21 protein-coding genes are annotated in these 25,549 nt (G+C 62.5%); 11 read left to right on the top strand and 10 right to left on the bottom strand.

Annotated features, from left to right (window positions below; genetic code table 11):
• Positions 1-35: 35 nt before the first annotated feature.
• The 4 genes from AC54AG_RS04605 to AC54AG_RS04620 all read left to right on the top strand — a co-directional run bounded on the left by AC54AG_RS04605 (position 36) and on the right by AC54AG_RS04620 (position 5,194).
• Positions 36-1,172 (top strand): acyltransferase family protein, encoded by a 1,137-nt coding sequence (locus AC54AG_RS04605; RefSeq protein WP_496629600.1) that lies wholly within the window; start codon positions 36-38, stop codon positions 1,170-1,172.
• 489 nt (positions 1,173-1,661) lie between these two features.
• On the top strand, positions 1,662-2,723 hold the full coding sequence (locus tag AC54AG_RS04610; protein ID WP_319990607.1) for a radical SAM protein: 1,062 nt from the start codon (positions 1,662-1,664) through the stop codon (positions 2,721-2,723).
• A gap of 4 nt (positions 2,724-2,727) precedes the next feature.
• A complete protein-coding gene (locus AC54AG_RS04615; RefSeq protein WP_496629601.1) occupies positions 2,728-4,158 on the top strand; it encodes an MBOAT family O-acyltransferase in 1,431 nt (476 codons plus the stop codon).
• Positions 4,145-5,194, top strand: a complete 1,050-nt coding sequence (locus AC54AG_RS04620) for a hypothetical protein (RefSeq protein WP_496629602.1) — start codon at positions 4,145-4,147, stop codon at positions 5,192-5,194. Before AC54AG_RS04615 ends, AC54AG_RS04620 begins: the two co-directional genes overlap by 14 nt.
• 80 nt (positions 5,195-5,274) lie before the next feature.
• Here AC54AG_RS04620 and AC54AG_RS04625 read toward each other — a convergent pair whose 3' ends face one another.
• Positions 5,275-5,697, bottom strand: a complete 423-nt coding sequence (locus tag AC54AG_RS04625) for an Imm10 family immunity protein (RefSeq protein WP_496629603.1) — start codon at positions 5,695-5,697, stop codon at positions 5,275-5,277.
• A 128-nt stretch (positions 5,698-5,825) separates the two neighbouring features.
• Between AC54AG_RS04625 and AC54AG_RS04630 the strand changes: the two genes are divergently transcribed.
• The 3 genes from AC54AG_RS04630 (at position 5,826) to AC54AG_RS04640 (ending at position 7,553) form a co-directional block, all read left to right on the top strand.
• Positions 5,826-6,242, top strand: a complete 417-nt coding sequence (locus tag AC54AG_RS04630; RefSeq protein ID WP_070301089.1) for a GNAT family N-acetyltransferase — start codon at positions 5,826-5,828, stop codon at positions 6,240-6,242.
• Positions 6,242-6,988, top strand: coding sequence for a M56 family metallopeptidase (locus AC54AG_RS04635; RefSeq protein WP_496629604.1), 747 nt, complete (start codon positions 6,242-6,244; stop codon positions 6,986-6,988). The genes AC54AG_RS04630 and AC54AG_RS04635 overlap by 1 nt, the downstream gene beginning before the upstream one ends.
• 64 nt (positions 6,989-7,052) lie before the next feature.
• Positions 7,053-7,553 carry a hypothetical protein gene (locus AC54AG_RS04640; protein ID WP_034746219.1) on the top strand — a complete coding sequence of 167 codons (501 nt, stop codon included), beginning with the start codon at positions 7,053-7,055 and terminating at the stop codon, positions 7,551-7,553.
• Here AC54AG_RS04640 and AC54AG_RS04645 read toward each other — a convergent pair.
• On the bottom strand, positions 7,550-8,353 hold the full coding sequence (locus AC54AG_RS04645; protein WP_456129916.1) for a class I SAM-dependent methyltransferase: 804 nt from the start codon (positions 8,351-8,353) through the stop codon (positions 7,550-7,552). The two genes, AC54AG_RS04640 and AC54AG_RS04645, sit on opposite strands and share 4 nt — an antisense overlap.
• 294 nt (positions 8,354-8,647) lie before the next feature.
• Here AC54AG_RS04645 and AC54AG_RS04650 point away from each other — a divergent pair, with 294 nt between their 5' ends.
• Positions 8,648-11,995: an MHYT domain-containing protein gene (locus AC54AG_RS04650; protein WP_496629716.1), complete on the top strand. Its 3,348-nt coding sequence runs from the start codon at positions 8,648-8,650 to the stop codon at positions 11,993-11,995.
• Positions 11,992-13,005 (top strand): response regulator, encoded by a 1,014-nt coding sequence (locus tag AC54AG_RS04655; protein WP_496629605.1) that lies wholly within the window; start codon positions 11,992-11,994, stop codon positions 13,003-13,005. The genes AC54AG_RS04650 and AC54AG_RS04655 overlap by 4 nt, the downstream gene beginning before the upstream one ends.
• Before the next feature lie 250 nt (positions 13,006-13,255).
• Here AC54AG_RS04655 and AC54AG_RS04660 read toward each other — a convergent pair whose 3' ends face one another.
• From AC54AG_RS04660 to AC54AG_RS04675, 4 genes are all read right to left on the bottom strand, one after another.
• Positions 13,256-15,574 carry an NADP-dependent malic enzyme gene (locus AC54AG_RS04660; protein ID WP_034746204.1) on the bottom strand — a complete coding sequence of 773 codons (2,319 nt, stop codon included), beginning with the start codon at positions 15,572-15,574 and terminating at the stop codon, positions 13,256-13,258.
• Between the two features lie 192 nt (positions 15,575-15,766).
• Positions 15,767-16,126 carry a hypothetical protein gene (locus AC54AG_RS04665; protein ID WP_496629606.1) on the bottom strand — a complete coding sequence of 120 codons (360 nt, stop codon included), beginning with the start codon at positions 16,124-16,126 and terminating at the stop codon, positions 15,767-15,769.
• Positions 16,119-16,712: an SMI1/KNR4 family protein gene (locus AC54AG_RS04670; protein WP_128141804.1), complete on the bottom strand. Its 594-nt coding sequence runs from the start codon at positions 16,710-16,712 to the stop codon at positions 16,119-16,121. The genes AC54AG_RS04665 and AC54AG_RS04670 overlap by 8 nt, the downstream gene beginning before the upstream one ends.
• 40 nt (positions 16,713-16,752) lie before the next feature.
• Positions 16,753-17,946 (bottom strand): MFS transporter, encoded by a 1,194-nt coding sequence (locus tag AC54AG_RS04675; RefSeq protein ID WP_496629607.1) that lies wholly within the window; start codon positions 17,944-17,946, stop codon positions 16,753-16,755.
• A 121-nt stretch (positions 17,947-18,067) separates the two neighbouring features.
• On the opposite strand from AC54AG_RS04675, the gene AC54AG_RS04680 reads away from it, so the two are divergent.
• Positions 18,068-18,589, top strand: a complete 522-nt coding sequence (locus tag AC54AG_RS04680) for a MarR family winged helix-turn-helix transcriptional regulator (protein WP_034746194.1) — start codon at positions 18,068-18,070, stop codon at positions 18,587-18,589.
• Here the strand turns inward: AC54AG_RS04680 and AC54AG_RS04685 are convergent.
• Positions 18,586-19,191 (bottom strand): hypothetical protein, encoded by a 606-nt coding sequence (locus AC54AG_RS04685; RefSeq protein ID WP_496629608.1) that lies wholly within the window; start codon positions 19,189-19,191, stop codon positions 18,586-18,588. The two genes, AC54AG_RS04680 and AC54AG_RS04685, sit on opposite strands and share 4 nt — an antisense overlap.
• Before the next feature lie 89 nt (positions 19,192-19,280).
• Here AC54AG_RS04685 and thiL point away from each other — a divergent pair, with 89 nt between their 5' ends.
• Positions 19,281-20,261: a thiamine-phosphate kinase gene (gene thiL, locus AC54AG_RS04690; RefSeq protein ID WP_496629609.1), complete on the top strand. Its 981-nt coding sequence runs from the start codon at positions 19,281-19,283 to the stop codon at positions 20,259-20,261.
• A 1-nt stretch (position 20,262) separates the two neighbouring features.
• Here the strand turns inward: thiL and AC54AG_RS04695 are convergent, their stop codons facing one another.
• The 3 genes from AC54AG_RS04695 to AC54AG_RS04705 are packed head-to-tail and all read right to left on the bottom strand — an operon-like array spanning position 20,263 to position 25,496.
• Positions 20,263-22,851: an EAL domain-containing protein gene (locus AC54AG_RS04695; protein WP_496629610.1), complete on the bottom strand. Its 2,589-nt coding sequence runs from the start codon at positions 22,849-22,851 to the stop codon at positions 20,263-20,265.
• Positions 22,848-24,878, bottom strand: a complete 2,031-nt coding sequence (locus tag AC54AG_RS04700; protein WP_319990594.1) for a sensor histidine kinase, YfiR-like protein-associated — start codon at positions 24,876-24,878, stop codon at positions 22,848-22,850. Before AC54AG_RS04700 ends, AC54AG_RS04695 begins: the two co-directional genes overlap by 4 nt.
• Entirely contained in the window at positions 24,879-25,496 is a 618-nt protein-coding gene (locus tag AC54AG_RS04705; RefSeq protein WP_175444472.1) for a TOL_0243 family YfiR-like periplasmic protein, read from the bottom strand.
• Between the last annotated feature and the right edge of the window lie 53 nt (positions 25,497-25,549).

Genomic DNA, 25,549 nt, shown 5'->3' on the forward strand with positions numbered 1-25,549 from the left:
AGTAGTCCACCATCCCCCATATCCTGGATTGAATTTTGAAGAAAATTACCGAATTAACAGGCTTGAGATGCCTGGCCGTCATGATGGTTGTGATTGGTCATGCCCAACAAACAATCCAAGGAGGATATAGTGGATGGCTATCGCCACTAAAACCATTTGCAAATGGGTATCAGGGGGTTTTAATATTTTTTGTTTTGAGCGGCTTCTTAATTACAAACATATTAAAATCAGAATATACGCTATCCGGGAAAATTGATTACGCACGGTTTTATTACCGTAGAGCGTTAAGAATCTGGCCGGCCTCTTATGCCGTCATCCTGGTCATCGTCATTTTTTCGGCGATTGGATTCATTAATGTCGCATGGCAGCAGTCAATATTTGCAGCCCTTCACTTATGGAACTATTCTGGCCCCTTGGGTTTAAAAGAAATACATGCATCGCATCCAGATGGCGTGTGGTACTTCGGCCACTTTTGGAGTCTTGCATTAGAAGAGCAGTTCTATTGGGTCTGGCCTCCCTTGCTGATCTTTTTGCTACGCCGTAAGAATGATCGAATTTTACCGGCTCTCATTATCACAATCCCCCTTGTGCGCATGGGAACCTATGTACTGTTCCCCGGCCTTCGTGACTACTTGGGCATGATGTTACACACCAGTGTAGATGCGATGCTGATTGGCTGTTATGTCGCCATGAAGAAAGATAAAATAAATAGCATCATGGACTCTTCAAAATATACTTCCACCATTTGCACCATCTCAATTTTCATCTTGCTGTTTGCCATCCCACCAATTGCAAATAATTATGGAGGCTACTGGAACGCGACTTATGGAAGAACAATTGAAGCAATACTTGCAAGCATACTCATGTTGTCAGTTATCAACATTAAAGATTTTTGGCTATCAAAAATCCTAAGAACTCGCATATTCATATTCATTGGAACAATTTCATTTAGCCTATATCTTTGGCAACAAATTTTCCTTGGCATTAATTCGCCGTTTGCATTTAAATTTCCATTCAATATAATGCAAGCTATTGCTGCAGCAAGCCTGAGCTACTGGTTGATAGAAATGCCCTTCCTAAGAATAAAAAGTAAAATGAAATCAAAAATTAATATCTCAAATATAGACACATCCCTTCAGGGTGAATTGAAAACCAAAGAAAAAGCTACCTGACATGATGAGGTGAGCGGCCAAAACAAGGACCGCTCACCATGTTCAGCGCCCACGACAGGTGGCAGAATGAGCGCGGCCAGTGATCTGCCGCAAGCCGCGCTTTTTGAAATGCACCCATTGCCTGCACGTTCCCAGGTTCAGGTCGCTACCGTACAAGGTAGGCAACCAGAAGCACACTACGCCTCCCATGAATCTCAGCTTTTCGCCACAGCCCCAGCCATCGCGGTCCTCGCGATCCTCGCAGTTGATACAAAACAGCATATTTCATGCTGTCAAGAAAATCTTGCACTAGGCTAAAACTATGTGGCGGAAAAGTTAACTAATTTAAAGCCAATATTTCATTTTGCCTGTGTACGCGGCATACTAGCGCCACAGGCAATTGTCCACTTTACGGCTTGCGCCTGAGTATACAAGCTGCTGTCATGCCTGTTCGCGCAGGATGCGTTATCCAATGTTCAGTAATATTTTCACTCTTACCTTCCGGTGCTTATGAATTCCCTATCTGAACTTGCATCCGCCACCAGGCAAGATGACTTTGCTTATTTTCGTGAGCTGAACGCACGACTGGGTACCCTCAAGGCGGCTAATTATGACGTGGCGTCAAAATGCAATTTACGCTGTGAGGGCTGCCTGTTCTTTGAAGGCGAGGAAAACGAGGGACACGAAGATAGCCGTTCGCTTGCCGAGTGGGATGCCCTGTTTGCCGCCGATGCGGCGCGTGGCGTCACGCTGGCCTACATGGCGGGCGCGGAACCGAGCCTGGTGCCCGACAGGCTGCGCGCGGCCCAAAAATACATCCCACATGGCATTGTGTTTACCAATGGCACGATACGCTTGCCGGACGATATCTTTTATCGTATCCATATCTCCTCTTGGGGAGTCGATGAAATCGGTAGCTCATTGCGCGCCGGCGACGTGCTGACCAAGGCAATGAACAATTATCGCGACGACCCTCGTGCCGTCTGCGTATTTACCATTACATCCCTGAATATCAATCAGATCATGATCATGGCAGAGCTTGCCAATAATCATGGCTTACCGCTCACCTTCAGCTATTTCAGTCCGACCACCCGCTATCTGGACAAGCTGGAAAAAAAGGTGGATAACGACAAGGCATATTTCCGCATCAGTAGCGCCACACAAAGCCTGGCCTTGACGCAAGCCGATTTTGCCCATGCGCGCGCGGAAATTATGCGCGCCATGGTGGCCTATCCGGAAACGGTCCAATATTCCCTGCACTATGACGACTGGGTCACGGGCGACAAGCTCTATGACATCGATCCCGTTACCAAGATCGCCAAGAACTGCGGTTTCCGCGTTACCAAGCAAGTACATGTCCATGTCGACCATCAGCCGGGCAAGGGCAAGTGCTGCAGTTCGAATATCGACTGCAGCAACTGTCGCGCTTATGCCATGGGACAGTCGACCTATCTGTCGCGCATCCGCGAAGCCGTCAGAAAACCGGACGAACTCGCCAAATGGCTGGAAGTAAGAGAAATCTGGGCCAAGCTGTTTTTAAACGCCAACAACTCGGCCAAGGCACGCCTGTAATACGATGAGTTTTACTTCGTACTGGTTTGCCCTTGCCTTCCTGCCCCTGTCCGCGTACGGCTATCGCCAATTGCTGTCAACAAGCCATTTCAGGCTGCTGCTGCCGCTGCTGATTTCACTGGTTTTTTATTACCTCAATGATGCGCAAAACCTGCTGCTGTTTTGCGCATCGATGGGCGCCAACTGGCTGCTCGCCGGCGTGATTGGCCGGCACCGCGAGAAAACCCGCTACCTGGCGCTGGCCATTGCGGGGAATTTATGTTTTCTCGCGTTTTATAAATATGCGACATTCTTCGCCGTGCCCGGCACGGCGATTCCCGCCCTCCCTCTGGGTATCTCGTATTTCACATTTACGCAAATCGCCTTCCTGATCGATACGGCGCGGGGGCAAGCCCGCAGCACCAACCCACTCGAATATGCGCTCTTCGTGGCCTGGTTTCCCCACCTTCCATCGGGCCCCCTGCTTTCCCACAAGGACATGCTGCCGCAATTCCTGGCCGCGCCAGTCATATCATCCACCTTGCGTCCGGCACCGCGCGACTACGCCGTCGGCCTCACCCTGTTCACCATGGGTCTGTTTAAAAAATCCTGCATCGCCCCCATTTTTCACTATGCCCAAGGCGACGTTTTCCTGCGCGCAGGACAAGGCGACCCCATCGGCCTGGTCGAGACCTGGATCGCCTGCCTGGGCTTCCTGTTTGAGACGTACTACGATTTTTGCGGCTATTCGGAAATGGCCATGGGCATCAGCCGCATGTTCGGCATTCACCTGCCCGTCAATTTCCACGCCCCCTTCAAGTCTTCCAGCCCGGTCGAATTCTGGACACGCTGGCATGTGACGCTGGGCGCTTTCATGCGCGACTATCTGTATCGTCCCCTGACAAAAAAACGCCAGGTATGGCGGCATTACGCGGCCCTGTTCGTGGTGATGATGGCAGTCGCCATCTGGCATGGCGCCACCATTCCCCTCCTGGTCTTCGGCATCTATCAGGGCCTGCTGGTCACGGGCAATCACGCCTTGCGGCGCTGGAATCTCGTATCACGCAAAGGCGGCAAGCTGCAGCACTGGGCTGGCAGAGTTTTTACACTGGCCGCCATCACCTTTTCCGTCAGCCTGTGGGCCACGCCAGACTGGCATGAAGCCATCCACATTATCCGTGGCTTGTTGGGTGCCGGCCATGCTCCAGCCTGGCCAGCTGGCCTCTTTGGCATGACGGCCATCCTCGCGGCCATTGCTTTCAACTGGTCTGCCCCTTCCCTGATCGACCTGGTGGCAAAGGAACTCCCCGCCTGGAGCGTACAGTTGAAAAAATCGGCTACCAGCAAGCTGGCATGGAAACCCAGCCTGGCATGGGCGACAGCGGTGGCCTTGGGCCTTGGTCTGGCGCTCATCAATTTATCCGCTGTCAAAGAGTTCAAATATGCAGGGTTTTAATCAAGAAATCCCCGTCGCGCGCTTTTTCACCTGCATTTTTTTCATTGCGATCGCATTGCTGCTCCTGACTGCCGGATTCGTATTTATCGTGGATCCATATGCCATCTGGCGGCAGGAAAGCCACAAGATCAATGCCATCAAACTGGAACCCCCATCTGCCAGCCAGCGAGGCTCGGCGGTATTGCGCAGCGCGCTGCACACACCTGACGTGCTGATTCTTGGCTCCTCGCGGGTGCGGCGCGGTTTCAACGAGCGTCTCGCCTCCCGCTTATACCGCAGCGACGTCCAAGTCGTTGGCGTCGACGCCTTGCCCCTATCAAATGCAAGGGATCTGTTTTTTGCCATCAGCCAACAGGGACGAATTAAAAGACTGTATCTGGAAGTCAGTTACCTGACATCCAATGCCTGCGAAGCGAAAAATGACGATGAAACAGGGAAAAACAAACTCGCCTTTCCATTCGATTATCTTTCGCCCAAGGATGCCGTCAAGCAAAGCTTAAAAACGCTGAAAACAAATCTGTTGCATATAAGCTCTTACGACAGCTACTTTGACGCGCAAGGACGTTTCCATGACCAGGTCGTTAACGGGACTACGCATGCTGGAGGAGTCGAAATAGATGAATCGCGCTACAACCGTATCATCCAGACGAGGATAGGCGCTTGCAAAGGTCGCGCAGCCAATGCCGCCGACATCAAGGACTTGACAGACATGTTTCAGCGGGCGAAAACCGAAGAAACGGAAGTCATTTTGCTGATTTTACCTGTCACGGCAAGATGGCAAGCACGCATCCAGCAAGTGGGGCTGTCACCACGTGCGGCACAATGGAAAACGGAGATCACTGGGCTCGCATCACAATTTCACGTGCAAGTACTCGATTATGAACAGCGTAACGACTTGAGCACCCTCGCTGAAAACAGCAACCATGCCATGCCCATGTTTTGGGATGAAATCCATTTCTCCAACCGCTTGGGAGACCATATATTGAACGACATGGCATACGCGAGCTCTGTAGGCAAGTTTCCCCACACGCGCTAGGGCATCGTGGTCATGCTCATGTTCCACGACTGGCCTTCGGCGGCCACCCGCATGAACAGCAAGCCGGCCAGCTGGCCGCGCTAGCCTGGCCGCATCGCATGATTTACGCGTCTGCGTTCCTCGCGATAATAATCGCAGCCCTCGAACGTGGTGCGCAGCGCCTGCTGCAGCTGGGCGTAGCGCTCTGGCGTCAAATTGAAACGCACGTCGATCTGGCCATCGTCATCCATCTGCATGGCGGCCTCGGCATCCATCTGCACGGACAATCGGTTCGGATGCAAAATCACGGCGTGCATGTGGCCATACCAGGCGAATTCCTGGCCGCAGTATTCGATGTAGGGCTCGTCCATGCCCATGGCCACGTCCTGCTCGTCATATTCTTCGGCGCGCTGCAGCATCAGGTAGACGGGCTCGCCTTTGCCGGCTGGCGCGGCCAGGGTGGTGATCAGGGCGTCGTCTTCATTAATGACGGACAACTCGGTGGCGGTAAATCCTGCGGACATGGCGTGCTTTCAACAAATGGATGGATGACGCCACCATAGCGCAAAAGCGTCCCGGACAACATAGCGCGCGGCGAATAAAGCGTGCCGCCTATAATGGCCATTCCATCCATATTGCACAGGAGACCGCCTTGACCGCAGCATCGTCCTACACCACCCGCCTGGCCATCCCCTCCAGCGCCACCTACCAGCACCTGCGCGTCGCCGCCGGCATGAGCGCGAAAAGCACGGCGGCGGCGGCCAAGGGCTTGCCGAACTCCCTGTTTGCCGTGCAAATCCTGCATGGCGACGAGGTGGTGGGTATCGGCCGCGTCATCGGCGATGGCGGCTGCTTCTTCCAGGTCACCGATATCGCCGTGCTGCCGGCCCACCAGGGCAAGGGCCTGGGCAAGCGCATCATGGGCGAGATCATGCAATTCATCGAGACGGAGGTACCGGAAAGCGCGTACGTCAGCCTGATCGCCGATGGCCAGGCGCAAGACTTGTATGCGCAATTCGGTTTCAAGCACACGGCGCCCGCCTCCGTCGGCATGGCGTTGACACGCTAGTGCCGGTCTGGCTGGTTTGCAGCATGGCGCTGGCGCTGCTGTTGAGCGCTGCCGCCTGGGGCGCAGAGCGCCTGCTGCAGCGGCACGGCTGCACGACGCGCTGGCTGTGGCTGGCGGCCATCGCCGCGTCCGTCCTCTTGCCGCTGGCATGGCTGCCAGGCGTGCTGGCGGCCATGCCGGCGGAACAGGCGCAGCTGAAGCTGGGCTGGTTTGTCTTGTCGATGGGCATGCTGTTGATATTGGCGCTGCGCAGCGTCTGGCTGCTGTCGCACCAGCGCCGCTGGCAAAAGAGCACCTTGCTGGGCACGCCCGTCTTCCTGAGCGGCGGCATCGGTCCCTGCGTGGCGGGACTGCTGCGGCCCCGCATCGTGATGCCCGTCTGGCTGCGATTGATTCTGCCGCCGCAACAGGCGCTGCTGCTGGCGCACGAGCAATGCCGGCTGGCCGCGCGCGATCCGCTGCTGCTGGCCGTGGCGTACGCCTTGATCGTGCTCATGCCCTGGAACCTGCCCCTGTGGTGGCAACTGCACCGGCTGCGCTTTGCCATCGAGGTCGATTGCGACGCGCGCATGCTGGCGCACGGCCACGCGCTGCGCGACTATGCCATCGTCCTGCGCCAACATGGCCAGTACTATTCGGGCCTGACGGGCGCCTCGCCCATCGTGCTGAACGACCCGCTGGCACTGCGGCGCCGGCGGCAAATCATGACCAGATTTACCCGGGACCAAGCGGCGAACTTGCTATAGTAGCGGCAACGCCGCGCGGCGCGCCCGCGATCCCGGCTTCCCCCTTCGAAATCAGAGAGATACCATGCTTTACCTGCTTGCCATCGTGATCGTCATCGCCCTGCTGTACTACGTCTTCAGCGGCCGCACGCCCGTCAAACCGCTGCACAAGCCGCTCGTTTCGGTGCGCCAGTACGTGCCGGCGATTCCTCCCGGCGCACCCGCGCACCACTGGAGCGATGAGGGACGCTTTGCGTCGGAAGTGGAAAACGAGTCGATGTACCAGCCCGCCATCGCCAAGCTGGCCGGTGAGCACGGTCCCGGCAATGCGGAAGAAAAATGCCTGGCCCTGCTCGTCTGTGACGATGCCAACCCGTTCCAGGACAAGGCCATCGCCGTCTTCATCGATGGCCTGCTGGTCGGCTACCTGTCGCACAACGACGCCCTGCGCCTGCGCCGCAACCTCGGCCGCATGGACCTGGTGGGCCAGCTGACCTCATGCGACGCCGTCATCCGCGGCGGCGGCCTGTGGAATGGCAAGCGCCTGTCGTACGCCGTATGGCTCGATCTGCAGCCCTACAATTAAGCTAACGCGCGCGCCAGCCTGACGGCGCGCGTGGCGATAAAGCTGGGCAGGTATTTTTCAATTTCAAAGCGCGGGTGAGGATGCATTTCCTCGTGGTAGCCTGCCAGCACGAAACCCGCAGCCAGCTGGCCGCCGATCTGGCTGTCCAGGCCGTGGCCGAAGATCAGCGCCTCGCCCCTGTCCATGCGCGCCGCCAGCGCATCGGCTGGCATATCCTCCACATCCGAATACGGCAGCACAAAACGGGGACGTATCAAGCCCTGCTTTGCCCATTGCGGATCGCGGTCGCCGATGAACACGGCCGGATTGAAGAAACTGCTCAGCAGCACGCCGCCGTCCGCCAGCACGCGCGCGCATTCGCGCCACACGGGAGCAATGTCGGGCACGTACTGGTTCGACACGGGGTGCACGATGAGGTCGAAACTGGCATCGGCAAAGTGGCTCAGGTCGCGCATGTCACCCTGCACGGTAGCCAGGTGCAAGCCGTCGCGTTCAGCCACCATGCGGTCTTTCGCCAGTTGCTGCCCAGATAAATCGAAGACGGTCACGTGTGCGCCGGCGGCGGCCAGCACGGGCGCCTGCTGCCCGCCGGCACCGGCCAGGCACAGGATACGCTTGCCTTGCACATCGTCCAGCCAGCCGGCCGGCAAGGGGCCGGGCGTCAAATGGATTTGCCACTGCCCGGCGCGCGCCGCGGCGATGGTGGCGCAGTCGACAGGTTGCGACCATGGGCTGTTCTGTACAGCCTGGGCATCCCAGGCTTGCTGATTATGCCGCAAGAAGTTGTCACTTAAAGGCATCGTCATCCTTTCAGAAAAAACAGGACGCGAATGTAGCATGACACCCGGCAAGGCGTCGCACCTTGCAAAAAAACCACACAATTCTTGATGGCAACTTCCTCGCCAGTATCGCCATTCCACGGGCACGACAAGTCCGCGGCCCACCTGTCCCGCTCGGGAATGGCTTGCACGACAGGGAAAATAATTACAATTAAGATATTTGTTTCCTGAAATCTGGTAAGGTAATTCGCATCGATCACCCGCAGTGGCAGCAGGCGCCCATGCCAGCGCCAACGCGCCACCCGTTTGCCTACGATGATACCTGCCAGCGTCCAGCACCTGTTCCACCTTCCCGCCGATCCGGCCCAGCTGCACCACGGCCAGCATGCGCCTGGCCTCGTGCTGCTATCGCTCGTGATCGCCATTTTCACGTCGTGGATGGCTTTCCAGATGACGGCGTACAGCCGCGCCCAGGCGAGCATCAGCCGCCGCTTGCACTTGCTGTGCCTGCTGGCCGGCAGCCTGGCGCTGGGCTGCGGCGTGTGGGCCATGCATTTCATCGGCATGTTGGCCTTCGAGCTGGGTACCAGCGTTGCCTACGATCCGGGCCTGACCTTGCTGTCCATCGTGCCCAGCGTGGCAGCCTCGTTCGTGGCCCTGGCCACCATCAGCCGGCGCGCCGTCACGGCGCCGCTGCTGCTGCGCAGCGGCTTGCTGGTGGGCCTGGGCATCGGCGCCATGCATTACACGGGCATGCAGGCGATGCGTGTGGGTCTGTCGCTGCGCTACGATCCGCTGCTGTTCGCGCTGTCGCTCGTCGTTGCCGTGGCGCTGGCCACCCTGGCCCTGTGGATACGTTTCGGCTTGCGCGGCTGGAGCAGCCGCGTGCCCTCGTCGCAGCGCACGCTGATCAGCGCCTGCGTCATGGGTTGCGCGATTACCGGGATGCATTACATGGGCATGCAGGCGGCGCGCTTCGTGGGTACGATCCCCCCGGGCAATGATGCCGATGCCAACCGGCCCATGCTGGTGATCAGCGTGACCCTGCTGACCATTGCCCTGACGATCCTGGTCGCCTCGGCCGTAGGCATCTTGCGCTACCGCGAACTGTTTCGTCACCTGAACCAGAGCGAACACTGGACCCGTTCGCTGCTGACGAGCACAGTCGACGGCGTCATCACGATCGACCGGCACGGCAGCATTATCGACTTCAACGGCGCGGCCGAGCGCATCCTCGGCTGGCGGTCGGCGGAAATTGTCGGCCGCCATGTCAGTGTGCTGGTCAGCGACGTGCGCCAGTCGGAACAGCACGGCCTGCTGCATTACCTGCGCACGGGCGAGGCTGGCGCTTTCCAGTCCAGCGAGGAAATCGTCTACCTGCGCAAGGATGGCGTGCCGGTCGCCGTGCAGCGTTCGGTGGCCAGCGCGCGTCTGGCCGACCAGGATTTATATGTGCTGTTCATTACGGACATCAGCGAACGGCGCGCCATGCTGGCCGCCCTGCGCGAAAGCGAGCAACAGCTGCGCTCGCTGATCGGCAATATTCCGGGCATCGCCTTTCGCTGCACCACGGCGGAAAACCAGCCCATGCTGTTCATCAGCGATGGCGTGGAAGCCGTCACCGGCTATCCGCCCGCCGACTTTCTCGGCGCCGCACCGCGCCGCAGCATCACGGGCCTGATCGCCAGCGAAGAGCGCGCCTACGTCGTCGACGTCTTCAACCGCAGCGTGGCCAGCGGCGAGCCCTACCTGCTGGAATACCGGCTGCTTCATGCCGACGGCACGGCCCGCTGGCTGTGGGAACGGGGCACCGTCGTGCACGATGCGGCAGGCGCCGTGCGCTGGGTCGACGGCGTCATCCTCGATATCAGCGAACGGCGGCAAATGGAGGAAGACTTGCGCAAGGCCAAAGAAAAGGCAGAGCTGGCGGCCGCCACGCGGGCCAGCTTTGTCGCCAACATGAGCCATGAAATCCGCACGCCGATGAATTCCATCCTCGGTTTCACCGATGTGCTGCTCGACTCGCCGCTGGCGCCGGAGCAGCGGCGCCACCTCAATACCGTGCGGCAGTCCGGCCGCTCGCTGTTGCGCCTGCTCAACGAAGTGCTCGATACGGCCAAGCTGGACAAGGGTGCCGTGGCGCTGGAAATGCGCGACTACAGCCTGCTGGCGCTGGTCGATGAATTGGCGTCCACGTATGGCATCCATGCACGCAACAAGGGTTTGCGCATGGAGGTGCAGTACGATCCGCAACTGCCGGCCGTGCTGCATGGCGACGAATTGCGCATGCGGCAGGTGCTGGGCAATCTGCTCGACAACGCCATCAAGTTCACGGCCAGCGGTGGTGTCAGCCTGGCGGCGCGCCTCGACGACGGCCAGCTGCACTTGCTGGTGCGGGACAGCGGCATCGGTATCGCTGCGGAACGGCGCGATGCCATTTTTGATCCCTTCGTGCAAGCGGACGCTTCGACCACGCGGCGCTTTGGCGGCACGGGCCTGGGCACCACCATCAGCAGGCAGCTGGTGACCCTGATGCAGGGGCGCATCTGGGCCGACGCCAGCGTGCCGCACGGCAGCGTATTCCACATCATGCTGCCCTTGTTGCCGGCACGCCAGGCGGCGCTGCCCGCCAGCGAACGCCGCAGCGTACGCCTGCCGCCCCTGCGCGTGCTGGCCGCCGACGACGTGCCGCAAAATCTGGAACTGCTGAGCCTGCTGCTGGGCAAACGCGGCCACACGGTGATCACGGCAGGCGATGGCGTGGAAGCCTTGCAGCTGACGCAGCAGGACGACTTCGACATTCTGCTGCTGGACTTGCAAATGCCGCGCATGGATGGCCTGGCCGCCACGCAAGCCATCCGCGCCGCCGCCCTGCGCGATGGCCGCCCGCGCGTGCCCGTGATCGCCATGACGGCCAGCGTGCTCGACGCGCACCGCAAGGCGGCGCGGGCAGCCGGCATGGACGGTTTCGCCACCAAGCCCGTCGAATGGCAGGCGCTGTCGCGGGAAATCGCCCGCGTGCTGGGCCTGGCGGCGGAGCCGGCCGATGACAGCCCCGCGCCCGCTGGAGGAAGAGTGCTGCACCATGCGGGCGCCCTGCAGCGCTGGGCCGGCAACGACAGCGCCTACCGCGCGGCGCTGGCCCGCTTTGGACACGAGCATCCGCGCGTGCCGCCCGCCCTGCTGGCCGCCATCGAAGCACGCGACCACGCGGTGCTCCTGCCGCAAAGTCACCGGCTGCGCGGCGCGGCGGCCAACCTCGGCCTGGAACAGCTGGCCGCCAGCCTGGCGGCCCTGGAACAAGCGTGCGCCAGTCCAGCCCTCGCCACGGCGCCGCAGCTCAATGAGACGCTGGGCAAGCTGCTGACGCAATGGCCAGCGGCCCTGGCCGCCATCGCCCGGCTGGCACCGCCTGCATTGCCGGCGGCAACGACGACGAGCGCCATCGACGCGCCCGCCGCCCGGCAAGCGGCCAGCGCCCTGCTGCAGGCCTTGCAGCGCGGCGAACTCGATGACGCGGCGCAAGCCCAATTGCAGCACGCCATGGGCGCGCAAGCGGATGCGCTGGCGCCGCTGCTGCACGCCATCGACGACTTTGATTTTCCCCTGGCACAGTCGCTCCTGCACGGCCTGCTGCCCACCTTCGCCCCGGAGTCCCCATGAATGCACAAGCCAGGCCCGTGATTCTCGTCGTCGACGATGAAGCGGCCAATTTGCAATTGCTGCGCCAGATCTTGCAAAACGACTACGCGCTGCTGTTCGCCAAGGATGGCGCGCGGGCCCTGGAACTGGCGCAGCAGGAACGCCCGGCCCTGATCCTGCTCGACGTGATGATGCCGGGCATGAGCGGCCACGACACCTGCCGCCAGCTGAAAGCGGCGCCGCTGACGGCCGCCATCCCCGTCATTTTCGTCACGGCCCTGAACGACATGCGCGATGAACTGAGCGGTTTTGAAGCGGGCGCCGTCGATTACATCACCAAGCCGCTCAGCCCCGCCATCGTGCGGGCCCGCGTGCGCACGCATCTGTCGCTGGTGCGCATCAACGAACTGAAGGAAACGCGGCTACAGATTGTCCAGCGCCTGGGCCTGGCGGCCGAATACAAGGACAATGAAACGGGCTTGCACGTGATCCGCATGAGCCATTACGCGCGCCTGCTGGGCGTGGCCGCCGGCATGGACGAGGCCGCCGCGGACGACCTGCTGCACGCGGCGCCCATGCACGACGTGGGCAAGATCGGCATCCCCGACCGCATCCTGCAAAAGCCGGGCAAGCTCGACGCGGACGAATGGGCCATCATGCAGACGCACGCGCGCATCGGCGCCGACATCATCGGCGAACATGCCGCAGGCGGCATGCTGGCGCTGGCCCGCGAGATCGCCCTGTCGCACCATGAAAAATGGGATGGCAGCGGCTACCCGAACGGCTTGGCGGGCGAGGCGATCCCGCTGGCGGGACGCATCATCGCCGTGGCCGACGTCTTCGACGCACTGACCTCGGTGCGCCCGTACAAGCGCGCGTGGTCGGTGACGGACGCCGTGGGCTATTTACAAGCGCAACAAGGCAGCCATTTCGATGCGCGGCTGGTCGAGCTGTTTGTCAAGGAACTGCCCGCCATCGACGCCATCCGGCTGCGCTGGGCAGAGAAAGAGGAAAGCCATGCAGCCGCTTGAAAAGTGAACTCCCGCCACGGCCAGCGTTGTTGCGTCACACAAAACAGTGCCGGACAGATGGCGCCGGCGCCGATGCAGACCACTGGAAGGGCAAGGAGCTCGATGCCATTATGGCCGGCAGCGGGCCAAGCATTTTGATGCACATCAAATAACTTGCACTTTCCTCGCGATAGCCTTGCCGATGGCGCACTGACGTAAAAAGCCGCGCCACCCTTGCGGATGGCGCGGCTTTTAACTGACAGCGACAGCCTTAGACTTTGCGCTGGGCGACAGCGTCAACAACACACAGCGCCGTCATGTTGACGATGCGGCGCACGGTGGCCGATGGCGTCAGAATGTGCACGGGCTTGGCGCAGCCGAGCAGGATCGGGCCCACGGCGATGCCGTTGCCGGCCGCCGTTTTCACCAGATTGTAGGCGATGTTGGCCGACTCGATGTTCGGCATGACGAGCAGGTTGGCGTCGTTCTTCAGTGCCGAATTGGGCATCAGTTTTTGACGCAGCTTGCTGTCGAGGGCCGTATCGCCGTGCATTTCGCCGTCGATTTCCAGGTCCGGCGCGCGTTCCTTGACGATGGCCAGGGCGGCGCGCATCTTTTGCGCCGAGGCGCTGTCGCTGGAACCGAAGTTCGAGTGCGACAGCAGGGCCGCGCGCGGCGACAGGCCGAAACGGGTCATCTCTTCGGCGGCCATGATGGTGATCTCGGCCAGCTGCTCGGCGTCCGGGTTTTCATTGACGTGCGTGTCGACCATCACCAGCTGGCGCTCCGGCATGATCAGCACGTTCATGGCGGCGTAGACATTGCTGCCGGCGCGCTTGCCCAGCACCTGGTCGATGTATTTCAGGTGCAGCTGGGTGGTGCCGAAGGTGCCGCAGATCATGCCGTCGGCGTCGCCCTTGTGGATCATCATCGAACCGATCAAGGTGTGGCGGCGGCGCATTTCCAGCTTCGCGTATTCCTCGGTGACGCCCTTGCGGCTCGTCATCGCGTAATACGTGTTCCAGTAATCGCGATAGCGCTCGTCGAAGTCCGGGTTGATGACGTCGAAGTCGACGCCTTGCTTGAGGCGCAGGCCGAACTTCTGGATGCGCGCTTCGAGCACCGGTGGACGGCCGACCAGGATAGGACGCGCCAGTTTTTCATCGACCACCACTTGCACGGCGCGCAGTACGCGCTCTTCTTCGCCTTCGGCGTAGACGATGCGTTTGAGTTCGGCCGGCGTGGATTTGGCCATCAGGAACAGCGGCTTCATGAAGGTGCCGCTGCGGTAGACGAATTGCTGCAGGCTGTCCGCGTACGCTTGCAAGTCCTTGATCGGACGCGTGGCGACGCCGGAATCCTCGGCCGCCTTGGCCACCGCTGGCGCGATCTTGATCAGCAGACGCGGATCGAACGGCATCGGGATCAGGTATTCAGGACCGAACGACAGGTTGCTGATGCCATACGTGGTGGCCACGATGTCGGACTGCTCGGCATGCGCCAGGTCGGCGATCGCGTGCACGACGGCGATTTCCATTTCGCGCGTGATCGTCGTCGCGCCGCAATCGAGGGCGCCACGGAAGATGTACGGGAAGCACAGCACGTTGTTGACCTGGTTCGGATAGTCCGAACGGCCCGTGGCGATGATGGCGTCGCTGCGCACGGCCTTGACTTCTTCCGGCAGGATTTCCGGATTCGGATTGGCCAGCGCCAGGATCAACGGATTCGGCGCCATCTTGCGCACCATGTCTTGCTTCAGCACGCCGCCGGCGGAGACGCCGAGGAAAATGTCGGCGTCCGGGATGATCTCGGCCAGGGTACGCAGCGGCGTGTCTTGCGCGAAGCGTTCCTTGTCCGGGTCCATCAGTTCCGTGCGGCCCTTGTAGACGACGCCGGCCAGGTCGGTGACGTAGATGTTTTTCAGCGGGAAGCCCAGGTCGACGATCAGGTCCAGGCAGGCCAGCGCCGCGGCGCCCGCGCCCGACACGACCAGTTTGCAGTCCTCGATTTTCTTGCCGACGGCTTTCAGGCCGTTCAGGATGGCCGCGCCGACGATGATGGCGGTGCCGTGCTGGTCGTCATGGAAGACGGGAATCTTCATGCGGTCGCGCAGCTGGCGCTCGATGTAGAAGCACTCGGGCGCCTTGATGTCTTCCAGGTTCACGCCGCCGAAGGTCGGTTCCAGCGAGGCGATGATGTCGACCAGTTTATCGGGATCCATCTCGTTGATCTCGATGTCGAAGACGTCGATGCCGGCGAATTTCTTGAACAGCACGCCCTTGCCTTCCATCACCGGCTTGGCGGCCAGCGGGCCGATATTACCCAGTCCCAGCACGGCCGTGCCGTTGGTGATGACGGCCACCAGGTTGCCGCGCGCCGTATATTTATAGGCATTGGCCGGATCGATGACGATTTCTTCGCACGGTGCCGCCACGCCTGGCGAGTAGGCCAGTGCCAGGTCGCGCTGGTTGGTCAGTTGTTTGGTCGGCGTCACGCTGATTTTGCCGGGGCGCGGGCACTCGTGATACTCGAGTGCGGCCAAGCGCAATTGTTGACGCAATTCTTCTTTTTTATCAGATGACGAATCCATGCTGTGCTGCCTTCCTGTTTGGTCGATCGGGTGTTCCGGATTTTATCAGACCGATTCTTTCAATTAGCTAGGTATTTTCCGCTAGCCACAGTCTGATATCACGAAAACGCATAACCTAGCATTGTAAGGCCGTCCGGCGGCACAAACGTCCTCAACAGGAAAAACTATCAAATTTTAGATTTCAATTAGTTTTTATGATCGCTGACCGGGAGCACGCCACAGCGGCAGCGCGGCGACGGCGCGCTCGATATCGTCCATCTCGTCGTCCCCGAGAGTGGTGTCGAATGGGGCGGACAGGATGCGGCGCATCAGCGCCAGGCGCGTCGTCGCCTGCTGCACGTCGATGAAGCGCGTCGTCTCGGCGCAATACTGCGCACGGCGCTGGGCATCGGCGCCGTCATCGTCTCCGTCGGGATAATAATGGCGGCCGATGTTATTGAGCGACATTAACAAAAATTCGATCTCGCGCAGGATGCGCAGCGCATCCTCGCCGGACAGCACGATGCGGCGGTTGGCGGGCAGCAGCGATGGCGGCGTGGCGCGACTATTCAAAATAGTCCTCGATCAGGAATGCATAATCGTCATCGATCAGCATTTGCAGATAGGCGTCGAAGCTGTCGGCGATGACCTGGTAATTGTCGGGGTCATGCAGGAAGCGCACGACCTGCCCGACCTTGCCCGACGCCGTGGGCGTGAAATCGATATACAGCCGCGAAGAGCCGCCATTGTTCATGCAATGCGAAAAACACAGGCGCTGGCCCTGCTGGATACCGGCGTCGATGCGGGCGTCGACGATGCCGGGATCTTCCTCCAGGTAATGGCCGTAGATATCGGCGATGCTGCGCTGGTTCGCCTGCCCGTCCTGCAGGATCTGCTCGACGGAACTCAGGTAATACGGATACTCGAACACGTCCGAGCCCAGCATGTACACCAGCACCATGCCGCCCGCATATTCCTGATAATAGGTGCCGTTGTACTGGCCCAGCAAGCGCAGCAGGCTGTCCGGGCACAGCGGATACGCATGGCGCAAGCTGGCCAGTTGTGCCGCGCTGGCGCCGCTGGCCAGCGCCAGCTCCGCCAGCGGCTCCGGTGGCAAGGCCTGGCGCAATCCTGCCAAATAGTGGTCGACGATGTGCATGGGCGAAATATATCAGCTGCCGGCACACGGCACGCGCACCTTAGCGGGCATTGGCCAGCCGCGCCCCGGGCGCGAAGCGCACGGCGATCAGCAGCAGCAGCACGACGCCGGCCGCCATCACCATCCACGCCTGGGCCAGGCTGGACGAGTGCTGGCGGATCAGGCCGGCGATGAACGGCATGCTGCTGGCGATGATGTAGCCGCCGCCCTGCACGAAACCGAGCAGCGCGCCCGCGCTGGCCGGATCACGCACGTGGTCCATGCTGACGATCAGCGACAAGGGAAACAAAGCGCCGATGCCGCAGCCCAGTAATATCACGGCGGGCAACGCCAGTTGCGCGGGCGCCACAATCAGGCAGGCCAAGCCGCCCAGCACGGCCAGCAGGACCGACAGCAACAGGATGCGGCGGTCGGGGAAACGGTGGATGACGCTGGAAATCACCAGTCCCGCCAGCACTTCCACCAGGGTCAGGCCGCCGAGCAGCAAGCCGCTGTCGGCCGCGCTCCAGCCCAGCTCCGTGTAAAACGGCGGCAGCCAGGCCAGCACCAGGGTGTAGGCGCCCGTGCCGATGCCAAAGAACACCATCAGCAGCCAGGCGCGGCCACTGCCCACGGGCAGGCTGGCGCCCGCGCCGCTGGATACCTCCACGCGCGCGGCCGATGCGCGGCGCCACAGCAGCGCGGCGGCCACGGCCGGCAGCGCCCACAGGGCCAGCAGCGCCTGCCAGCCCAGCGATTGCGCCAACGGTGAAGCGGACGCGGCGGCAATAGCGGCGCCGCCCATGATGCCCGTCGTATAAAAGCCCATCAGCTGGCCTGCCCGCTCGGGGAAATGGCGCTTGATGAAGGCGGGCAGCAAGGCTTGCACCAGCGCGATGCCCAGGCCGCCCAGGGCCGCCGTAGCGATCAGGCCGCCGCTGCCATGCAGGGGCCAGCGCAGCGCGCAGGCGGCGGCGATGATGGCGATGCCCAGCGAGATGCCGCGCGCCACGCCCAGCCGGCGCTGCAGCTGCGCGCCCGCCAGCGCGCACAGGCCCATGGCGAACACGGGCACGGTGGTCAGCAAGCCCGCATCGGCATTGCTGAGGCCCGTGCCGGCCTGAATGCTGTCGAGCAAGGGGCCGATGGCGGCCAGGATGGGCCGCAGGTTCAAGCCCAGCAGGATGATGGCGGCCACCAGCAGGGCCGAAGACGATGAAGCAGAAAGGGATGCGGCAGGTCGGGCGGAAGGCATGGGATAGTCCTTGCCTCGCTGGGAGGCACATGGTTTAATGCGTCATCAAATATGACTCGATGAAAAGTATCTTAACATAAAGATAGAAATCTATCTTGAGGTAAAGATAAATGGATAGCCCATGACAACTACCCCGCAAGAACACACGCGCGCGCAATTTGCCGCCGCACAATGGCAGCGCGAACTGCCGCAGATGGATACGCGCGCCATGCAGCTGGTAGGCCAGCTGGGCACGGTGGCACAGCTGATGGCGCGCGACTGGCTCAATCCGCTGTTCGCCGAACACAGCTTGCAGCCAGGCGAATTCGACGTGCTGGCGACCTTGCGCCGCTCGGGCGCGCCCTACAGCCTGACGCCGACGGCCCTGTACGAAGCGGCCATGCTGTCCTCGGGCGGCATGACCAACCGCATCGACCGGCTGGAAGCGGCCGGCTGGATCGAGCGCCAGAAGCACCCGACGGACCGGCGCGGCGTGCTGGTGGCCCTGACACAAAGGGGATTGGAATTGATAGAAAAGCTCGTGCTGCTGCACGTGGAGAACGAGCGCGCCATGCTGTCGGCGCTCAGCGCGGACGAACAGCGCCAGCTCGACCAGTTGCTGGCCAAGCTGCTGCACGGCATGGCGCAGGCGAAGAAAGCTTAGGCGAGCAGACTCGCCAGTTCGCGCAGCGCCGCATTGCCGCGCCGGGCCAGGCGCCGCAGTTCGGCAGGGTCGCGGCTGTCGTAGATGGCCTGGACATGGCGCGCGCTGGCCGCGCGCAAGTCGATATCGCTGTCGCGGTCCGGCAGCTGGGCATCGGCCACATGCCCCTCGACCAGGGTCAGGTAGTAATGGCGGGGCTTGCCGCGCAAATTGGTGGCGAACTGCAGCACCAGTCCGTTGTCGAACAGCAGGGCACCGCTGCGGCCACCGTGTTCCAGCAGCACGCGACACGCCGGCAAGGGCTGCCGCGCCGCGCGCAGAAAACCGGCCAGATGCACCTGATAACCGAGTTCCAGGCCATTCGCGCCCAGCTGGCCGCGCTGCAGATACACCTTGAACGACGCCGGCACGGGACGGCCGGCGCGGCGGAACAGGCGCGCATCTTCGTACAGGCACAGCTGGCCGCCGTCGCTGATGGCGTCGAAACCGCACGCCGCCAGCTCCTGCGCCTCGAAAGTGCGCAAGCCGACGGCTTGCGGGTCGCGCAACCAGCCGTGGTCGAGCCAGGATTGCAACAGAACGTGAATATCGGGGAGGGGCATGGCAAGCTGTTCGGCAGTGGCAAAGGCGCCTATTGTATGCCAGCCTATAATAGCCGGGCCACACCATCACTCAACGAACTGACCACGCCATGGCCCCACACGACGCGCTTTCCGAATTCGACCTGATCAAACAATATTTCGTGCGCCAGCGCCCCGGCCGCGCCACCCTGGGCATCGGCGACGATTGCGCGCTGATCACGCCCGGCGCCGGCAAGCAGATCGCCATCTCGTCGGACATGCTGGTCGAGGACCGGCACTTCTTTGCCGGCGCCGACGCCCGCATGCTCGGCCACAAGAGCCTGGCCGTGAATTTGTCCGACCTGGCCGCCATGGGCGCGCGTCCCGTGGCATTTACCCTGGCCCTGGCCCTGCCGCAAGCGGAGCGCGCCTGGCTGGCCGGCTTTGCCGACGGCCTGTTTGCGCTGGCCGACGCGTTTAATTGCGAACTCATCGGAGGCGACACCACCAAGGGCCCTTTGAATATCTGCATCACCGTGTTCGGCGAACTGGCGCCGGGCCAGGCCCTGCGCCGCAGCGCGGCCGTGGCGGGCGACGACATCTGGGTCAGCGGCACCTTGGGCGACGCGCGCCTGGCCTTGGCCGGCTACCGCAAGGAACAGGCATTGTCGCCAGCCGACCTGGCCATGGCAGGCACGCGCATGCACACGCCGACGCCGCGCGTGGCGCTCGGCTGCGCGCTGGCCGAAGCGGGCCTCGCGCATGCGGCCATCGACATCTCGGACGGCCTGGTGGGAGACCTCGGTCACATCTTGAAAGCGTCGCAGGTGGGCGCCACGCTCGACGTCGACGCCCTGCCTGCCGGCCCCGTGCTGGCGCAGCAGGAAACAGGCTTGCGCCGCCGCTACACGGCCGCCGGCGGCGACGATTATGAATTGTGCTTCACGGCGCCCGCTGCCTCGCGCGACGCCATCGCCGCCCTGGCGGCCAGCTGCGGCACACCAGTCACGCGCGTGGGCAGCATCGAGGCCAAAGCGGGCTTGCGGCTGGTGGATGCGGCCGGGCAGCCGCTCGATCTGCAGCTGTCTTCCTTCGACCACTTCACCGATTGAGCTAGCGCACCGCCACCCGCGCCAGCCCCGGCTGGTTCACCATCCAGTAGTGCTGGAAGGCCAGGCGGATGTTGTCGCGCAGCTGGGTGTCGTCCCACGGTTTTGTATAGAAACGGTAGATGGCGCCCCGGTTGATCGAGTCGAGCACGGCTTCGAGGCCCGTGTAGCCGGACAGGATGATGCGGATGGTTTCCGGGTACAGCTCCTTCACCTTGCTCAAAAACTCCGTGCCGCTCATGCTCGGCATGCGCTGGTCGCAGACGATCACGTGGACCCTGTGCAGGGCCAGCATTTCAAACCCTTCGGCCGGCGTGCTGGCCGTCAGGATCTGGTAGCCCTCGGGACGGAACAGGCGGTGCAATGACGACAGCACGTTGACGTCGTCATCGACGATGAGCAGCGTCTGCGCCGGCTGGGCGGCCGGGTCGTGGCCGGGCGGCAGGCCGGCGCCGGCGACGATCATCTGCCCCAGTTCCAGCGCCGGCAGGGCGCGGCTGAAATAGAAACCCTGGATCTCGTCGCAGCGGTTGCGCCGCAGGTATTCGAGCTGCGGGCGCGATTCCACGCCCTCGGCCACGACGCTCAGTTTCAGGCTGTGCGCCATGCTGACGATGGCCAGCGCGATGGCCGCGTCGTTCGGGTTGCTGGTGATGTTGCGCACGAAGGCGATGTCGATCTTCAGCTTGTCGATGGGGAAGCGCTGCAGATACGCGAGGCTCGAATAACCGGTGCCGAAATCGTCGATCGCCACCTTCACGCCGATTTTCTTCAGTTTGCCCAGCACGACGATGGTGCGCTCGGCGTTCGACATCAGCGCCGTTTCCGTCAATTCCAGTTCCAGCAATTCCGGCGCCACGTTGTGATGCGCCAGCGCGCGCGTCACTTCGCCTTCCAGGTCGCCTTCGGCAAACTGGCGGCTCGACACATTGACGGCCACGTGCACGGGCCCCACTTCGCTGTCGCGCCATTCGGCGATCTGGCGGCAGGCAGCCTGGATCACCCAGGCGCCCACGCGCACGATCAGGCCCGTGTCTTCCAGCACGGGCACGAATTCGGCGGGCGCCACCAGGCCGTAGCCGGGGCGGCGCCAGCGCAGCAGCGCTTCCACGCCGCTGATGCGGCCCGTGCGCAAATCCACCTTGGGCTGGTAGTACAGGATGAACTGGTCGTGTTCGAGCGCATGGCGCAGCGCCAGTTCCAGGTCCAGGCGCGCCAGCACCTGCACGTTCATGCCGGCCGTGAAAAAGCGGTAGCCGTCGCGGCCCGCCTGCTTGGCGCCGCCCATGGCCGTATTCGCATATTTGATCAGGGTTTCCGGGTCGGTGGCGTCGTCCGGATACATGGCGATGCCGATGCTGGCCGTCAGGGTGGCCGCATGGCCGCGCAAGTCGAATGGCGCCCTCAATGCTTCGCGCACCTGGTTGGCCACGGCCACGGCTTCCTGCTGGTTGCGGCTCATGGTCAATATCAGCGCGAATTCGTCGTTGCCCAATCGCCCCACCGTGTCGCGCAGGCGCACGCATTCGACGAGGCGGTTGCTGAACTGGCGCAGCAGTTCGTCGCCCAGCGCCGCGCCCAGGGTGTCGTTGATGCTTTTAAAACGGTCGAGCGCGATGAACAGCACCACGATGCGCCAGCTTTTCTCTTGCGCCAGTTCGACGGCCTGGGCCAGGGTCTGGTAGAACAGGCTGCGGTTTGGCAGTCCCGTCAAGCCATCGTAATGGGCCAGGTGCTTGAGGCGCTCCTGCGCCTGGCGCCGCTCGCTGATGTCGCGCGCCACGGCGATCAGCAGCAGGCCGCCCGCGCCAGGGGTGCCAGAATAGCCGCCCGTCACGGGCGCTTGCGCATACCAGTGCCAGCCCAGTTCCACGGGGATCAGGCTCAGGTCGCGCCGCACCAGTTCGCACTCCGTCACTTCCGTGGCCAGATGGGCCGCGCCGCCCGGCAGCGCGGCCAGCGGCGGGGCCGGCGGCGATGGCAGCAAGGTGCCCGGCGCCAGCGCCAGCAGTTCGGTGCGCGCATAGCCAAGCAAACGGCAAGCGCCGTCGTTGACGTCGACCAGGGTCATGCCCAGCACGTCGACGAGGAAGATGGCGTCCGTGGTGGCGTCCATGGCGCCGCGAAAGCGCTGCAGTTCGGCCGTGCGCTGGCCCACCGTGCGTTCGAGCAGGGTGTTGTAGTGGCGCGCGGCGCGGTGCAGCAGCCGCACTTCGAGCATGTTGCGGATGCGCGTGAGCACCTCGAGCGCGTCGAAGGGCTTGCTGATGAAGTCGCGCGCGCCCGCTTCCAGCGCCGCCAGCTTGGCGTCCGGGTCGGCGGCGATCACCAGCACGGGCAGGTAGCCTTCCAGCTCCAGCGGACGCAGGGCATCCATCACCTCGTAGCCGCTCATGCCGGGCATCACCAGGTCGAGGATGATCAGGTCGAACTGGTGGCGCTGGTGCAGGCCGGCCACCGCGCGCGCGTCGAGGGTGCTGGTGATGGCCGTGTAGCCGCCGCTTTGCAGCAAATGCTCGAGCAGGCGCAGATTGACTTCCTGGTCGTCGACGAGGAGAATTTTCGCCGCGTAGATATCGGCCTGGCTGATCATGGCGCGCCTGTTCCCTTCTGCCGGCGCTGCTGCGCCACATAGGCCAGGGTGCTGTTGATCGCCTCGGTAAATTCATCGAGGTTGATCGGCTTGGTCAGATAGCGGTAGAAGCCCAGCGCCATGCTGCGCTCGACGTCGCCCGGCATGGCGTTGGCCGTCAGGGCGATGACGGGGATGTGCGCCGTGCGGGGATCGGCGCGCAGCAGTTTCAGCGCATCCGTGCCGTTCACGTTCGGCAGGTTGATGTCCATCAGGATCAGCTGCGGCAGGTGCGTGCGCGCCATTTCCACGCCCAGGCGGCCATCGGTGGCCGTCAGCAGATGCAATTGCGGGCAGTAGCGCACGATTTCCTCGACCAGGGTCAGGTTGGCGGGATTGTCTTCCACGTACAGCAAGGTCACGGGGGCGCTGTGATCGAGCAGCGCCCCGGCCAGGTCCGGCCGCGGCAAGGCGGGAGCCGCAGGCATGGGCAAGGCATCGACCACGCGCAGCTCGATCCAGAAGGTGCTGCCCTCGCCGGGCGCGCTGGTCACGCCGATGCTGCCATCCATCAGCTCCACCAGGCGCTTGGTGACCACCAGGCCGATGCCGCTGCCTTCTTCCGTGCCGCCCTCCTGCCCCAGCCGGTTGAACGGCTGGAACAGCAGCGCCACCTGTTCGCCGTCAAGGCCCACGCCCGTATCGCGCACGCTGATGCGCACCCGCCCGCCCGCCTGCGGCGCACAATCGATGGCTACCTGCCCCTGCTCGCGGTTGTACTTGAGCGCATTCGACAACAGGTTCAACAGGATTTGCTTGAGGCGCGTGCGGTCGGCCAGGACGTTCAGCGGGCAGGCGTCGGGGAAGGTCATGCCGATGCCGCGCTGGCTGGCCAGCGGCGCGATCATGTCGCGGCATTCCTGCAAGATAGCGTCCAGGCCCACCGGTTCCAGCGACAGGCTGACCGTGCCCGATTCCACCTTGGCCAGGTCGAGGATTTCATTGATCAGTGTCAGCAGGTGGCGCCCCGATTTCAGGATATGGCCGGCGAACTCCTTCTTTTGCTCCAGGGTCGACGGCAGGCGGTCGGAACTGAGGATTTGCGCGAAGCCCAGGATGGCGTTGAGCGGCGTGCGCAATTCATGGCTCATCGACGACAAAAACGCCGACTTGGCGTAGTTGGCGCTGCGCGCCTCTTCCATCGCCATGGCCAATTCGCCATTCGTCATTTCCAGCTGCATCGTGCGCTCGTGCACGCGCACTTCCAGTTCCTGGTTCAGGCGCATGACTTCCTGCTGCGCCTCGGTGCGCTGCTCGCCTTCGCGCGCCAGCTCGCCGTTCGAGCGCTCCAGCGCCTGCGTGCGCAGCTCGATCTCGGCCAGCATCTTGTTGAAGGAATCGACCAGCTGCGCCACTTCGTCGACGCTGAGCTTGCGCGCGCGGCGCGAATAATCGCCCGTCTCGATCACTTCGCGCGCCACGTCGGCGATGTCGAGGATCGGTTGCGTGATGACGAAATCGAGGCGGCGCAGCAGCAGCAAGGCCACCAGCAGCGCCAGCACCGTCACGCCCAGCGCGATGGCCAGGTAATCGGCCGTGCGGCCGGCCAGCTCGTAATCGGCGCGCAGATACACGGTGCCCAGCAGTTCGCCATTGTCGACGATGGGCTTGAACAATTCGACGGATTTTCCCGCGATGCTGACGCCTTCCTGGCCCGCCTTCGCCGGCAGTTCGCCCACGTGCTGATGCGCGCGGTAGCTGGCAAACAGGCTGCCGTCGGCCTTGTACAGGGCGCCGGCCGTCACGCGCGGGCGGATGCGCATCAAATTGAGGTTTTCCAGCGCCAGGCGTTCATCGTCGAAGGCCAGCGCGGCCGAGCTCATGTGCCCGAGCAGCTCGGCCTGGGTACTGATGTCGGCCACCAGGTTGCGGTGGTAGGCACGCAAGTCGTAGACGACGATGGTGCCCAGCGAAATGACGAGCGCCACCAGGGTGGTCAGCAAGACCACCGACATCAGCTTGTGGCGGATGGAACGCAGTCTGATCATCTAGGCGCCCCCAGTCTGCACGCGGTAGGCGGCCAGCAGCATGCGCGCGCTGATGCGGATATGCGCCTGCGCCACGGGTTTCAAGGCCACGTCGAAGCGGACCTTGTCTTCGGCCATCACAAAATTGATCATGCTGCCCATCGCGTAGACCTCATCCGAATCGGACACCGTCAGCAACGCCAGGCCACGGCTGGCGGCCAGCATTTCCTGCAGCGCCGTTTTCTCCAGTGCGCCCAGGTACAGCACGTGCAGCCCGGCCAGCGCTTCGCCGCGGCGTACTTTCTTCACCTGCACGGCACGGCCGTTGACGCTATGCCCGGCCACGCTCTGTTCGAGCTGCTCGGCCAGCGCATCGGCGCCCGCCACGCCGATCACCAGCGGCGAGTCGGGCCGGGCAAAGCTGCCGTCGGGCCATTCGACATAGCCGGCGAACTTGTACAGATACCCGGCCTTGACCTGGCGTTCCAGCTCCCCCGGCACCTGCGATCGCGCATCGGCGCACAGCACGCCCAAAAGCAGCAATAGCCAGCCCCAGCGCAGGGAACGGCAAGCGGCGCCGCGCGCGGGGCGGCGCAAGGGGCCAGGATGACGCCACCAGGTCCAGTTCAGAATTACCATGACAACCGAGTAAAGATAATGCATACGAAGGCGCGGCACCATGCCGCTTGCCT

Source organism: Janthinobacterium sp. BCJ23, from assembly GCF_059617945.1.